We start from the raw sequence: 13,457 nt of genomic DNA on the forward strand, positions 1-13,457 counted from the left end.
TCTCCAATGACGGTTATGAATAACCGGCCATCGGCGATGCACACATGAATTTGAGATCGACTGTGTACCGACTCGGTAACCGGGCCGGTACACAGTCGCTGGCGGGTCAGACGCTCAGGCGAGCGGTGACGTCGTTGAGTTGCCCGGACAGGCCGTGCAGGTTCTGGCTGGCGCTTTCGGTGCGCTGCACGTTGTCGAGGTTGGTGCTGGCGATCGAGGTGATCTCGGTCAGGTTGCGCGAGATGTCTTCGGCCACCGAAGTCTGCTCTTCGGCCGCCGTGGCGATCTGACGGTTCATGTCGCGGATCGCTTCCACTGCATGGGTGATGCGCTCGAGCATGGCGCCGGCCTGGGTCACTTGCTCGACGCTTTCGTCGCTGCGGGTCTGGCCGCTGTCGATGGCGTGGGCCGCATCCACCGCGCCGGTCTGCACGCTCTGGATGATCTGGTTGATCTCGATGATCGACTCCGCCGTACGCTGCGCCAGGTTGCGCACCTCATCGGCCACCACCGCGAAACCACGCCCGGCTTCACCGGCCCTGGCCGCTTCGATGGCCGCGTTGAGCGCCAGCAGGTTGGTCTGCTCGGCGATGCCGCGAATCACTTCCAGCACCTTGCCGATGCGACCACTGTCGGCTTCCAGACGACGGATCACCGTGGCGGTGTTGGCGATTTCACCGCGCATCTGGGTGATGCTGTGGATAGTGCTCTGCATGACCTTCTCGCCCTGTTGGGCGGACTGGTCGGCATCGTCGGCAGCACGCGCCGCGTCGGCCGCATGACGGGCGACTTCCTGGGCGGTGGCGGACATTTCGTTCATCGCCGTGGCCACCTGATCGGTGCGGTTGAACTGCTCGTTGGTGCCGCCGGCCATGACGGTGGCGATGGCGTTCAACTCGCCGCTGGCGCTGTCCAGGTCCTTGGCGCTGCGCTGCAGATGGTTGAAGGTTTCGGCGAGGAAATCGCGCAGGGTGTTGGCCGCGGCGGCCAGGTTGCCCAACTCGTCCTGACGGTCGCTGGACACACGCTCGACCAGACGGCCCTTGCTCAATTGGGTGACGTAGTCGATGAGTTTGCGGATCGGCTCGACCAGGTTGCGGTTAACCAGCCACAGGCTCAGCAAACCGATCAACAGACCGGACGCGAGCATCACCAGAATCCCCAGCAACACGGTGCGATCAGCGCTGGCACTGATCAGCGCCGACTGTTCGGTGCCCTGCTTGCGCAGTTCGGCCACCAGTTCGCTCATCTGGTCGCTGGCGGCGCGGTCGACGCCTTTGACGGCGACGTCGCCAGCGGTCGGGTCGGCACCGGCGGCCACGTAGGCATCACGACCTTTCTGGTACGCGCTGCCGAGCAGGCGGTGTTCTTCACGCAGACGTTCGATGCGGGTTTTCAGCGCAGGCTCGAGGCCTTTCTGATTGGCCAGTTCACCGAGGATGTTCTGTACATCGCGCTGGCGATCTTCGAACTGGCCCCAGTACTTGGCCAGGTCCGCCGGTTGTTTACCGCGCAGCAGGACGTTTTTCCACTCCTGCACCTGCACCTTGAATTGCAGGTTGGCTTCGTCGATCAGTTGCGACGTGTGCAAGGGGCCGGCGATCAACTGGCTGTAGTTCTGCACGCCGTTGGACAGGAAATGAAAGCAAGCCAGCGCGATCAACAGCATCGCCAACAGACTGCCGCTCAGCAGGGCGAGAATTTGCGCTCTCAGGGATTTTTGCAACATCGCAGGTACTCATGACAGGGATGAGGCACGTCCGGTAAGACGTGAATTGTGGCCGGACATCCGTGTCGGCGAACCTTGGCTCATGGCCGAAGGCGCGCAACCTAACTCATGCGTGATCGGCGTGCCAGAGGGCTTCTTGAGAAATATCCGACCGCCGGTAAGGCATTGATTCTGACGTCATTTACCTGTCACCAAAACGTCACACCGCATTGCAATGATGCGGCTCAGGTGAATCTGCAAATCCCGCGACAGACGCCCTCCTCCCAGCGAGACTTCATGAACCACAGCCTCGATATCAGCCATCGCGATCCAGACCTGTTCGGCCTGCTCTACGGTTTTCGTTTTCGTCCCGGAGAGCGTGGTCGCGAAGTCGACTCGGCGACTGCATTGCGCTGCCTGCAAGACGATAGCGACAGCGATGAGTTTCTCTGGCTGCACCTGAACCTGGCCCACGCCGCGTGCGAGCGCTGGATGAAAAGCCATCTGCAATTGCCCGAAGAGTTTTTCGAGGCGCTGCATGAAGGCTCGCGCTCGACCCGCATCGAACATGTGGACTCGGCACTGCTGGCGGTGGTCAACGACGTGGTGTTCAACCTCAGCAGCATGGTGTCGTCGGACGTGTCGACGCTGTGGGTCTGCGTGCGCAGCAAACTGATCGTCAGTGCGCGCCTGCAACCGCTGCACTCGGTGGACAAGCTGCGTTCGTCGGTGAAGGCCGGCGAGTGCTTTCGCTCGCCGTCGGAATTGCTCGTGCACCTGCTGCGCGACCAGGGTGAAGTGCTGACCCAGATCGTGCGCAAGACCAGCATGAGCGTCGATCAGGTCGAGGACGAGTTGCTGTCCTCGCGACTGTCGACCAACCGCGCCGAACTCGGCGCCAACCGTCGGGTGCTGGTGCGCCTGCAACGGCTGCTGGCGCTGGAGCCAGGCTCGCTGCTGCGCCTGCTCAACCGACCGCCGCCCTGGTTGCAGAAGGAGGACGTGAAGGAGCTGCGCAAGTCCACCGAGGAGTTTGCGCTGATCATCAACGACCTCACAGCCCTCGGCGAGCGGATCAAGCTGTTGCAGGAAGAGATCGCCGCCAACCTCAACGAGCAGAGCAACCGCACGCTGTTCACCCTGACCGTGGTCACGGTGCTGGCGCTGCCGATCAACATCATTGCCGGTTTCTTCGGCATGAACGTCGGCGGCGTGCCGCTGGCCACCGATCCGGAAGGGTTCTGGATTCTGGTGGCGCTGGTGGCCACGTTCACCGTAATCGCCGGACGCTGGGCGTTTCGCAAGCGCGGGGATTACTGAGCGCTGCCGAGCGCCGACACGCTCGTTCCCACGCTCGGCGTGGGAATGCATCAGGTGACGCTCTGCGTCACAGGGACGCGGAGCGTCCCGGGCGGCGTTCCCACGCAGAGCGTGGGAACGATCAGTCAGAAGACCAGCGGCGCGGCTAATCCGCCAAACACTGATCTGTCGCAGTCTCTCTGTAATATTTAGCAACGATCATGGGCAACACTCCTTCCCCCGCTCAGGATTGTCCTCCCATGGCTACTCCCTCCCTGACCGCCAGCCCGGCCTCCGCTGCAAGTGGCAGGCCGGCGCTCGACAAGAAAACCGGCCCCTTCACCTACGTCGTGTTCTTCGCCGTGCTGGCGATGGGGATGCTGTTCACCGCCTACAGCCTGATGCACGACATGCACGAACTCGGCACGGTGGTCACCACCTGGACGCCGTTCCTGCTGCTCGGCGTGGCGCTGTTGATTGCGCTGGGCTTCGAGTTCGTCAACGGATTCCACGACACCGCCAACGCCGTGGCCACGGTGATCTACACCCACTCGCTGCCGCCGAACGTGGCCGTGGTGTGGTCGGGTTTCTTCAACTTCCTCGGGGTACTGCTTTCGAGTGGCGCGGTGGCGTTCGGCATCATTGCGCTGTTGCCGGTGGAGCTGATTCTGCAAGTCGGCTCGTCCGCCGGTTTCGCGATGATCTTCGCCCTGTTGATCGCAGCGATCCTGTGGAACCTCGGCACCTGGTGGCTGGGCCTGCCGGCTTCGTCGTCGCACACGCTGATCGGTTCGATCATCGGCGTCGGCGTAGCGAATGCCCTGATGCACGGTCGCGATGGCACCAGCGGTGTGGACTGGACTCAGGCGACCAAGATCGGTTACGCACTGCTGCTGTCGCCGCTGGTGGGCTTCGGTTGCGCGGCGCTGTTGCTGCTGGCCCTGCGCGCCTTCGTCAAGAACCGCTCGCTGTACAAAGCCCCGGAAGGCAACACCCCGCCGCCGTGGTGGATTCGCGGTTTGCTGATCCTGACCTGCACCGGCGTGTCATTCGCCCACGGTTCCAACGACGGCCAGAAAGGCATGGGCCTGATCATGCTGATTCTGGTTGGCACCCTGCCGATGGCTTATGCGCTGAACCGCACCATGCCGGCGGATCAAGCGTTGCAGTTCGCCGCCGTGGCTGAAGTCACCCAACAGGCGCTGGTGAAAAGCGCCCCGCTGCCGGCCCCGGCCGATCCGCGTCCGGTGCTCTCGGATTACGTGCGCAGCAAGCAAGCCACGCCGCAACTGGTTCCGGCCCTCGCCGCACTGACCGGTCATATCGGTGAAGAAGTGAAAGGCTACGGTTCGCTGTCGAAAGTCCCGGCCGAGGCCATGGGCAACGTGCGTAACGACATGTACCTGGCCAGCGAAACCATTCGCCTGATGGACAAGAACAAGGTCGGCACCTTCGACGCCGACACCACCAACAAACTGCAACTGTTCAAGCAGCAGATCGACAACGCCACACGGTTCATTCCGCTGTGGGTGAAGATCGCCGTGGCGATTGCGTTGGGGCTGGGCACCATGGTCGGCTGGAAGCGAATCGTGGTCACGGTCGGCGAGAAGATCGGCAAGACCCACCTGACCTACGCCCAGGGCGCCTCGGCGGAAACCGTGGCGATGCTGACCATCGGCGCCGCCGACATGTTCGGTCTGCCGGTGTCGACCACTCATGTGTTGTCCTCGGGCGTGGCCGGGACCATGGTCGCCAACGGTGGCGGCTTGCAGATGAAGACCATCCGCAATCTGCTGATGGCGTGGGTGCTGACCTTGCCGGCGGCGATTGTGCTGTCGGGCAGCCTGTATTGGCTGTTCACCCAGATTTTCTGATTAACCGGAATCCCTGTGAGAGCCTTTGCTCCCACAGGGATTTGCGGCAGAAATCAGAGTGTCGAGCGAATCAACTCCCCCAGCCAGTCCATGAACACCCGCACCCGCAACGGCAGATGCCGCTGCCTGGCGTACAACAGTGAAATGCCCATCGCCGGCGCGGTGTATTGCGGCAGCACCGTCACCACCTCACCGGTGTCCAGATAGGTATTCATGCCTGTACGCGGCACCTGGATCAGACCGAATCCACCCAGGCACGCCGACTCGTACGCATCGGTGCTGTTGACCGTCACGCTGCCGGCCATTGGCAAGCGGTGAACCTGCCCATTCTGCTCGTAGACAAACCCTTCCGATCGCGAACCCAGCACACCGACGTAGTGCACCAGCCGATGCTGCGCCAGATCCTCCAGCGTCTGCGGCACGCCGTAGCGCTCGAGATACGCGGGGCTGGCGCAGTTGATCATGCTGAAATCCCCCAGATGCCGCGCCACCACCGACTGATCGGGCTGCGCGCCGATGCGCACCACGCAATCGAAGCCTTCGGCGAGCAGGTCGACCCGGCGATCGGTGCTGCTGATTTCCAGCTCCAGGTTCGGATGGCGGGCCATGAATTCCGGCAGCTTCGGCATGATCAGCCGCCGCGACAGAATGTTCGGCATGTCGACCCGGATCCGCCCGGTCAGCGACGCTTCGTCCTGACGGAACAGGTTCTCGATTTCGTCCATGTGCGACAGCAGATCCTTACTGCGCTCATACAGCGCGAGGCCGTCCTGAGTCGCCTGGACCTTGCGCGTGGTGCGTTGCAGCAGGCGCGTGCCGAGCAGGGTTTCGAGCGCTTGGACCTGTTCCGACACCGTCGAACGCGGCAGCCCCAGACTCTCCCCCGCCATCGTAAAACTCGACAGTTCGCTGACCCGGACGAAGGTGCGCAGCAGTTCCAGTTTGTTCATGGGCCACCTTTTGATTGTTCGGACATACCGACCAGTGATTCCGGTTTCAGTCTGTTTATCACCTCACGGCGGATAAATAAACTGGGCCCCATCAACCGTCACTGCCCTCGAGGAAGACCCATGAACCGCAAAATCGCATTGATCACCGGTGCCAGCCGTGGCCTCGGCAAGAACGCCGCCCTGCACCTCGCCGCGCAAGGCGTGGACATCATCGGCACCTACAACAGCCGCGCCGATGAAGCGCAATCGCTGGTCGAGGAATTGAAAAATCTCGGTGCCAACGCCGTGATGCTGCAACTGGATGTCGGTCGCAGCGAAGGCTTTGCCGATTTCGCCGTGCGGGTCGAGCAGGCGTTGCAACAGCTCGGGCAGCCGCGCTTCGATTTCCTGATCAACAACGCCGGGATTGGCGTGCATGCGTCCTTCGCCGAAACCACGCCTGCGCAGTTCGACCTGCTGATGAACGTGCAATTGAAAGGGCCGTTCTTCCTGACTCAGCAACTGCTGCCGCTGATCAACGATGGCGGGCGGATCATCAACATCTCCAGCGGCCTGGCCCGTTTCACCCTGCCGGGTTATGCGGCCTATGCGGCGATGAAAGGCGCGATGGAAGTGCTGACCCGTTATCAGGCCAAGGAGCTGGGCGCGCGACAGATCGCCGTGAATATCCTGGCACCGGGCGCCATCGAAACCGACTTCGGCGGCGGCGCAGTACGCGACAATTCGGCGCTGAACGCGATGGTCGCCAGCAACACCGCGCTGGGTCGTGCCGGTCAGCCGGATGACATTGGCGGTGCACTGGCGTTGCTGCTGTCGCCGGGGGCGCAGTGGATCAACGGTCAGCGGATTGAAGCGTCGGGCGGGATGTTTCTGTAAGCCCGAACAAAGTCCGGACAAAAAAATCGCAGCCCTCGCAGGCTGCGATTTTTTGTTTTCAGTTCTGGCAGACGCTGCGCATCACCAGCCGCTCGCGCACCACGTCATAACCCCAGTGATACACGTAGGTGTACGGCAGGAAGAACAGCAGCACGCCGATGTCGAGCAGGAACGCCTGCCACAGGCTGACCGACAACCACCAGGCAATCAGCGGCACGCCCATCACGATCAAACCGCCCTCGAACAGCAGCGCGTGCGCCACCCGTATCCAGGCGTTGTGGGCGATGTTCCAGCGTTTGAGCAGGCGGTCGAAGAAGCCGTTGAACACCACGTTCCAGCCCAGGGCCAGCAACGCGATGGCAATGGTGACGGCGCCCATTTCGACCAGCGGTTTGCCCATGATCCACGCCAGCAGCGGAGTGCAGATCAGAATTGCCAAGAGTTCGAAACCGATGGCCTGGAAGATACGTTCAGTGATGGATTTGTTGGCAGTCATGGCCGAAGTCCTCTGTGAAGATGGTTGCCATGATCCAGCACCACACCGATACTTCATAACCAATAACCATCGATAAAGGCGATAGTTCATGGCGTCTCAGGAAGTGTTGCTGGCGTTTGTCCAGGCGGCGACTCAAGGCTCTTTTTCGGCGGCGGCGCGCAAACTCGGGCGCAGTCAGTCGACGGTGAGTGCGTCGGTGGCGAGCCTTGAGATTGATCTGGACCTGATCCTGTTCGACCGCAGCAGCCGCAAACCGACCCTGACCCCGGCCGGCCACGTGATGCTGCAACGGGCCGAGGCGATTCTGTCGGCCACCAGTCGCCTGGAAATGACCGCCCGGCAATTGGCCCAGGGCGTCGAGCCGAAACTCACGGTGGCGATTTCCGACACTTATCAGTCCGACCGCTTCGAAGCCGCATTGGTGGGCTTCGAGCAACGCTATCCGGATCTGGAGCTGGAATGCCTGATCGCCGAGTGCGATGACCTGATCGAACTGGTGCAACGGGGTCGAGCGCATCTGGCATTCGCCGAGATGCAGGACAACTACCCGCCGGATCTGGCGACCGCGACTGTCGCCGAACGTACTGAAATTGCTTTATTCGTCGGTCGTAACCATCCTTTGGCGGCACTGGAATCCGTCGATCAAACGGTCCTAGAGCAACATCGCGAACTGCGCCTGGCCACCATCGTCAACCCCTACGACAGTCGCGGCAAGGGTCGGGTATGGTCGGCGCCGAGTTATCTGATGCTGCTGGAAATGGCCGAAAAAGGCTTCGGCTGGGCACCGCTGCCGCGCTGGCTGGTGGAGCGTTTCGGCAATGATTTGCTGGTTGAGCTGAAGGTGCGCGGCTGGCCGAAACCGGTGTTCGTCGATGCGCTGTGGTCGCGGCTGTACCCGCCGGGGCCGGCGGGGAGTTGGTTGCTCAGCAAAATGCTGGAATAGCTCAGGCGGCTTCGATCGCTGCCGGGCGATTGACCTGAAAATATTCGTGCAACCCACGCATCGTCGGTAACTCCAGCGCCTGCGCCGCATAACACAATCCCACCCGCCGGGTCGGCGCCGGAAGGTGCAGCGCGCGCACGACGATGCGTTCATGCCCGCTGACCAGCGACTGCGGCAACATCGCCACACCAACACCCGCCGCCACCATGTGCAACGCCTGTTGCAATGAACCGGCATGCCCCGCCACCACTTCCGGCGAGCGTCCGTACAGCGCCATCAACCGCTGATGCGAAGGATGTTGCGGGCAGGTGATCCAGTCCTCGATCGGCGCCCAGCCGGCCTGCGCGTTGGCCATCGGATGATCGAGGGGCAGCGCCATCACATAGGACTCTTCCCACAGCGGCAAGAACAGTTCGTCCTCGCAGCACATTTCCTCGACCGCCAACCGACCATCGCCGTGACAGCCCTCCTCCAGCGTCAGCAGCAAATTGGGCAACGCCTGATGAGCCATGCGCACAAAGGCTTCGATGTGACAGGCGGCGATGTCGCCCTCGATGCCGAGGGTCAGCGGCGCGCGGTTTTCGCGGCCGCGAAACATCCGGCTCAGTGCCTCGGACTCGGCCACCATCCGTCGTGCCTGCGGGTACAGAAGACGCGCTTCGTCGCTGACTTCCACACCACGGGGCTGACGCACAAACAGCGTCGCGCCGAGTTCTTCTTCCAGCTGTTTGATGGTCACCGATAGCGTGGGCTGGCTGATGAACAGCCGTTGCGCGGCAGCGGTGATATTGCGTTCCTCGAACACGGCGAGGAAGGCTTTGAGATGGCGGATATCCATAGGAGATTCCGATAGCAGACAGAGGAATAAGGCATTTTTCAGCCTCCAGCGGGCTAAATATACTGCGTCACGAATCTGGTTATTTGTTTTTCTTATCTCAGGAGTTCAACCATGAGCAAGCCTTTGATCATCATCACCGGCGCCAGCTCGGGCATCGGCGAAGCCACCGCCCGCCGCTTGAGCGCTGCCGGCCATCCGCTGCTGTTGCTGGCGCGGCGCATCGAACGCCTCGAAGCACTGGCACTGCCGAACACCCTCAGCCGCCGCGTCGACATCACTGACCGCGCTGCGTTGCTGGCCGCTGTGGCCGAGGCTGAAGCGCAGTTCGGCCCGGCCGATGCGCTGATCAACAACGCCGGGGTGATGCTGCTGGGCGAGATGAGCAAACAGGACCCGGCGCAGTGGGACCAGATGCTCGACGTCAACGTAAAAGGCCTGCTCAACGGCGTGCACGCGGTGGTTGCCGGGATGATCGAGCGCAAGCACGGCACGATCATCAACGTCAGCTCGGTGGCCGGGCGCAAGACGTTCCCGAACCATGTGGCGTATGTCGGGACCAAGTTTGCGGTGCATGGGTTGTCGGAAAACCTGCGTGAAGAGCTGTCGCCGCATAACGTGCGGGTGACCACAATTGCGCCGGGTGCGGTGGAGACCGAATTGTTGAGCCATACCACGGATGAGGCGATCAAGACCGGGTATCAGGCCTGGAAGCAGGACATGGGTGGGACGGTGTTGAGTGCCGAGGATGTGGCGACGGCGATTGCCTATGCGTATGGGCAGCCGCAGGGGGTTTGCATTCGGGAGATTGTGATGGCGGCTACTCGGCAGCAGGCCTAAAGCCGAAAGACAAAATCAAAAGCACCCTCACCCTAACCCTCTCCCGGGGGGAGAGGGGACTGACCGCAGTGTCTTGCGTCATACATCGACCTGAAATACCGAGTCGATTATGGATTCACAGCAATTCGCTGACGACAGCGCCGAGGTGTCTGATGCGATACGCCGACCTGAAAGATCTGGTGGATTATGGATTCACATCGAACCGTTCAGGTCGGCGTATCTCTCCAATATCCCCGGATCGGTCCCCTCTCCCTTCGGGAGAGGGCTAGGGTGAGGGCAAGCGATCCAGAGCCGAAAGCCGCGCCTCGATAAACCGCCGCTCAGGCTCTTGCCGGGTCAGTTCCAAGGCTCGCCGATAAGCCACCCGAGCCTCCTCAACCCGCCCCAACTGCCGACAAAACTCCGCCCGCGCCGAATGCGCCAGGTGATAATCCTGCAACTCCCCGCGCTCCAGAATTCCTTCGATCAAGGTCAACCCCGCCAGCGCCCCGTCACGTTTGGCCACCGCCACCGCCCGGTTCAACTCGATGACCGGCGACGGCACTGCCCGCAACAACACGTCATACAGCCCGACGATCTGCTCCCAATCCGTCTCCCCCGCCGTCGGCGCTTCGGCATGCACCGCCGCAATCGCCGCTTGCAGGCAGTACGGCCCGAAGCGCCCGGTGGTCAGCGCCCGCTCCACCAGATCGCAGCCTTCGGCAATCAACTCGGCATTCCACACACTGCGATCCTGATCATCGAGCAAAATCAGTTCACCATCGGGCGATGAGCGCGCCGACCGTCGCGATTCATGCAGCAGCATCAACGCCAGCAACCCCATGACTTCCGGATCTGGCAGCAACTCCAGCAGCAACCGCCCGAGGCGGATCGCCTCGCGGGTCAGGTCTTCGCGGGTGACCTGGGCGCCGCCGGACGCCGAGTAGCCTTCGTTGAACACCAGGTAAATCACCCGCAACACACTATCGAGGCGTTCGGGCAATTCGCTCAGGCTCGGGACTTGATAAGGGATTTTCGCGTCGCGGATCTTCGCCTTGGCCCGCACGATGCGCTGGGCAATCGCCGCCGGGGCCGAGAGGAATGCGCGGGCGATTTCTTCAGTGGTGAGGTCGCAGACTTCACGCAGGGTCAGCGGCACTTGCGCGTCCGCCGCCAGCGCCGGGTGGCAGCAGGTAAAGATCAGGCGCAGGCGATCGTCTTCCACGTCTTCGGCGTCCCATTCGGACTGCTCCAGCTCTTCGAGCTGCGCCAGCAACAACGGCTGCGAGGCCTTGAACCGTGCCCGACGGCGCAACACGTCGATGGCTTTGAAGCGCCCGGTGGACACCAGCCACGCGCGCGGATTGTCCGGCACGCCATCGCGCTGCCAGCGCTCGACCGCGACGAAGAAGGCCTCGTGCAAGGCCTCTTCGGCAAGGTCGAAATCGCCGAGCAAGCGGATCAGAGTCGCGAGGATCCGCCGCGAGTCTTCGCGATAGACCTGCTCGACCCGCGCCCTGACCTCAGACATTCAACTGCCGCACGGGACGCACTTCGACACTGCCGACCCGGGCCGCCGGAATGTTGCCGGCGACCTGGATCGCTTCGTTGAGGTCCCGCGCATCGATCAGGTAGAAGCCGGCCAACTGTTCCTTGGTCTCGGCGAACGGGCCGTCGGTGATCGACAACTTGCCGTTGCGCATGCGCACCGTGGTGGCGGTCTGCACCGACTCCAGTGCTTCGGCGGCGACCATCCGGCCACTGCCCTGGATCGACTCGGCGTAGGCCCAGCATTCGGCGTCTTCCGGGCTGTCGGGCGACGAATGCAGCAGACGCTCATCGCTATAGACCAGGCATAAATACTTCATGGCGTTCTCCTGAATCGGACGGATCAACTATGGCTGAAGATCAGGGTTTCGCATCGAACAGGGTCGAGCCAGTCATCGGATCGAACGGCGCCGACCAGTGTTCGTGGGCAATTTTCCACGCCCCGCCGACCAGCCGGTAGCAGGCGGTGGCGCGCATCCAGCAACTCTGGGTTTCGCCCTTGTCATTGGTGCCGCCGCAGTTGGCGACCCAGTGGGCGAAGGCGATGTTGTCCCCGGTCTCGATGGCGATTTCGTGGAATTCGAAGATGTGCGGGCCAGGGCACATTTCCATGCAGGCCACCCAGTGGGCGCGGTAGGCCTCCTTGCCCTTGAATTGCAGAGCCTTGATGGCATCAAACGAAAGGATGTCGTCGGCGTACAGGGTCATGACCTTTTCCACGTCCTTGGTCATGACGGCCTGCCGGTAGGTGTCGATGATGGCTTGAATCTGCGCTTGCGTACTCATGGGTTTTCTCCCTGGTTTTTGTTGTGAAGACACCCTTTGTCGTTCGGCGATTGGCCGGATCGACAGTTGAAACAAAAAAATTCCGAAGAAGACAAAGTCGCTAGAATCCGGGACTCAACTTTGTAGGAAAAAGGAAATTCCCGTGTCAGCCCGACTCGTGCCTTACGAAAGCCTGAACGCCACACAACGCCAACAGGTCGAGGCCATTGAAATCCACGCCGAGCAGATCAAATTCTCCGGCGACATCCACGGCGCCCTGCACACCCTGCTGTCGAAACCCGGCCCCGGCGTGAAAGGTTTTGCGCTGCTCGCCGAAGACGTGCCGGTGGCCTTCCTGCTGCTCAAGCGACCGCCGGTCCTGCCAGAGTGGGCCGATGAACACAGCGCTACCCTGCATGCCTTGCAGGTCGATCATCGGGCCCAAGGCAAAGGTTACGGCAGGGCCTGCCTGCTGGCGCTGCGGGACGTTGCGCGCCAGGCCTGGCCGGAAATCAAAGGGCTGGAACTGTCGGTGGATGCCGACAACGACGCCGCGATTGCGCTGTACGCCAAGTACGGTTTCGTCGACAGCGGCGAAGCGTACAAGGGTCGCATCGGTTACGAACGGCGCATGGGACTGTTCTTCTAATCATCGAGGGAGCAACGATGATCGACTCAATCGAAGCACTGGAAGCTATTTACGGATTGCCTCACGAGCGGGCAGTGCGCAAGCAGATCGGGTTTCTCAACGAGGACTATCAAGCGATGGTCCGGGTCTCGCCGCTGGTGATTGTCAGCTCGGTGGGCGCCGATGGCATCGACGGTTCTCCGCGCGGGGACGCACCGGGATTTGTGCGGATCATTGACGAGCGCACCCTGGCCCTGCCGGATCGCCCGGGCAACAACCGCATCGATACCCTGCGCAACGTGTTGCACGATCCGCGGGTGTCGCTGCTGTTCATCATTCCGGGGATTGGCGAGACGTTGCGGGTCAACGGTACGGCTACCATCAGCGCTGATCCCGAGTTACTGGAAAGCTTCGCGGTGAACGACAAACCGGCGCGCACGGTGTTGTTGGTGACGGTGGAGGCGGCGTTCTTTCATTGCTCGAAAGCGTTTGTGCGTTCGGATGCCTGGAATCCTGAAACGCACTTGCCACGCTCGGCGCTGCCGACGGCGGGTGCGTTTCACAAGCGTCTGAATGATGGGCAGTTTGATGCCGAGGCCTATGATCGCGAGGCCCCGAAGCGAGTGCTCGACACGCTGTACTGACCAAAACTTGCAAACACCATTTTCCCTTGTGGGAGCGGGCTTGCTCGCGAAGGCGGTGGGTCAGTCAAACTA

The 13,457-nt window shown here is 62.0% G+C and carries 14 protein-coding genes; 7 read left to right on the top strand and 7 right to left on the bottom strand.

What is annotated here, in order from left to right; genetic code table 11:
• Positions 1–106: 106 nt before the first annotated feature.
• The gene (locus ACW9HX_RS21565; protein ID WP_457382163.1) at positions 107–1,729 is read right to left on the bottom strand and encodes a methyl-accepting chemotaxis protein; all 1,623 of its coding nucleotides are present in this window, start codon (positions 1,727–1,729) and stop codon (positions 107–109) included.
• A gap of 276 nt (positions 1,730–2,005) precedes the next feature.
• On the opposite strand from ACW9HX_RS21565, the gene ACW9HX_RS21570 reads away from it, so the two are divergent.
• Together ACW9HX_RS21570 and ACW9HX_RS21575 are read left to right on the top strand one after the other, a co-directional pair.
• A complete protein-coding gene (locus tag ACW9HX_RS21570) occupies positions 2,006–3,028 on the top strand; it encodes a transporter (protein WP_047599633.1) in 1,023 nt (340 codons plus the stop codon).
• A 239-nt stretch (positions 3,029–3,267) separates the two neighbouring features.
• Positions 3,268–4,881 carry an inorganic phosphate transporter gene (locus ACW9HX_RS21575; protein ID WP_457382164.1) on the top strand — a complete coding sequence of 538 codons (1,614 nt, stop codon included), beginning with the start codon at positions 3,268–3,270 and terminating at the stop codon, positions 4,879–4,881.
• 53 nt (positions 4,882–4,934) lie between these two features.
• Here the strand turns inward: ACW9HX_RS21575 and ACW9HX_RS21580 are convergent, their stop codons facing one another.
• Positions 4,935–5,831 carry a LysR family transcriptional regulator gene (locus ACW9HX_RS21580; protein WP_457382165.1) on the bottom strand — a complete coding sequence of 299 codons (897 nt, stop codon included), beginning with the start codon at positions 5,829–5,831 and terminating at the stop codon, positions 4,935–4,937.
• Between the two features lie 120 nt (positions 5,832–5,951).
• Between ACW9HX_RS21580 and ACW9HX_RS21585 the strand changes: the two genes are divergently transcribed.
• Complete coding sequence (locus ACW9HX_RS21585; protein WP_457382166.1) at positions 5,952–6,707, top strand: SDR family NAD(P)-dependent oxidoreductase; 756 nt, start codon at positions 5,952–5,954, stop codon at positions 6,705–6,707.
• 58 nt (positions 6,708–6,765) lie between these two features.
• On the opposite strand, the gene ACW9HX_RS21590 is transcribed toward ACW9HX_RS21585, so the two are convergent.
• Positions 6,766–7,203 (bottom strand): multidrug/biocide efflux PACE transporter, encoded by a 438-nt coding sequence (locus tag ACW9HX_RS21590; protein ID WP_457382167.1) that lies wholly within the window; start codon positions 7,201–7,203, stop codon positions 6,766–6,768.
• Between the two features lie 88 nt (positions 7,204–7,291).
• On the opposite strand from ACW9HX_RS21590, the gene ACW9HX_RS21595 reads away from it, so the two are divergent.
• Positions 7,292–8,146, top strand: coding sequence for a LysR family transcriptional regulator (locus ACW9HX_RS21595; RefSeq protein ID WP_457382168.1), 855 nt, complete (start codon positions 7,292–7,294; stop codon positions 8,144–8,146).
• 1 nt (position 8,147) lies between these two features.
• Here the strand turns inward: ACW9HX_RS21595 and ACW9HX_RS21600 are convergent, their stop codons facing one another.
• A complete protein-coding gene (locus ACW9HX_RS21600) occupies positions 8,148–8,984 on the bottom strand; it encodes a LysR family transcriptional regulator (RefSeq protein ID WP_457382169.1) in 837 nt (278 codons plus the stop codon).
• A 111-nt stretch (positions 8,985–9,095) separates the two neighbouring features.
• On the opposite strand from ACW9HX_RS21600, the gene ACW9HX_RS21605 reads away from it, so the two are divergent.
• Positions 9,096–9,821, top strand: coding sequence for an SDR family oxidoreductase (locus tag ACW9HX_RS21605; protein WP_011335572.1), 726 nt, complete (start codon positions 9,096–9,098; stop codon positions 9,819–9,821).
• A gap of 265 nt (positions 9,822–10,086) precedes the next feature.
• Here ACW9HX_RS21605 and ACW9HX_RS21610 read toward each other — a convergent pair whose 3' ends face one another.
• Genes ACW9HX_RS21610 through ACW9HX_RS21620 form a run of 3 tightly spaced genes read right to left on the bottom strand, consistent with a single transcriptional unit; the run spans position 10,087 to position 12,134 of the window.
• Positions 10,087–11,331, bottom strand: coding sequence for an RNA polymerase sigma factor (locus ACW9HX_RS21610; RefSeq protein WP_457382170.1), 1,245 nt, complete (start codon positions 11,329–11,331; stop codon positions 10,087–10,089).
• The gene (locus tag ACW9HX_RS21615; protein WP_007951101.1) at positions 11,324–11,668 is read right to left on the bottom strand and encodes a YciI family protein; all 345 of its coding nucleotides are present in this window, start codon (positions 11,666–11,668) and stop codon (positions 11,324–11,326) included. Before ACW9HX_RS21615 ends, ACW9HX_RS21610 begins: the two co-directional genes overlap by 8 nt.
• 40 nt (positions 11,669–11,708) lie before the next feature.
• The gene (locus ACW9HX_RS21620; protein WP_114884994.1) at positions 11,709–12,134 is read right to left on the bottom strand and encodes a YybH family protein; all 426 of its coding nucleotides are present in this window, start codon (positions 12,132–12,134) and stop codon (positions 11,709–11,711) included.
• A 142-nt stretch (positions 12,135–12,276) separates the two neighbouring features.
• Here ACW9HX_RS21620 and ACW9HX_RS21625 point away from each other — a divergent pair, with 142 nt between their 5' ends.
• Positions 12,277–12,762, top strand: coding sequence for a GNAT family N-acetyltransferase (locus ACW9HX_RS21625; RefSeq protein ID WP_457382171.1), 486 nt, complete (start codon positions 12,277–12,279; stop codon positions 12,760–12,762).
• A gap of 17 nt (positions 12,763–12,779) precedes the next feature.
• The gene (locus tag ACW9HX_RS21630; RefSeq protein WP_457382172.1) at positions 12,780–13,385 is read left to right on the top strand and encodes a pyridoxamine 5'-phosphate oxidase family protein; all 606 of its coding nucleotides are present in this window, start codon (positions 12,780–12,782) and stop codon (positions 13,383–13,385) included.
• The last annotated feature ends 72 nt before the right edge of the window (positions 13,386–13,457 follow it).

The sequence above is a fragment of the Pseudomonas sp. SDO52101_S400 genome, assembly GCF_054071635.1.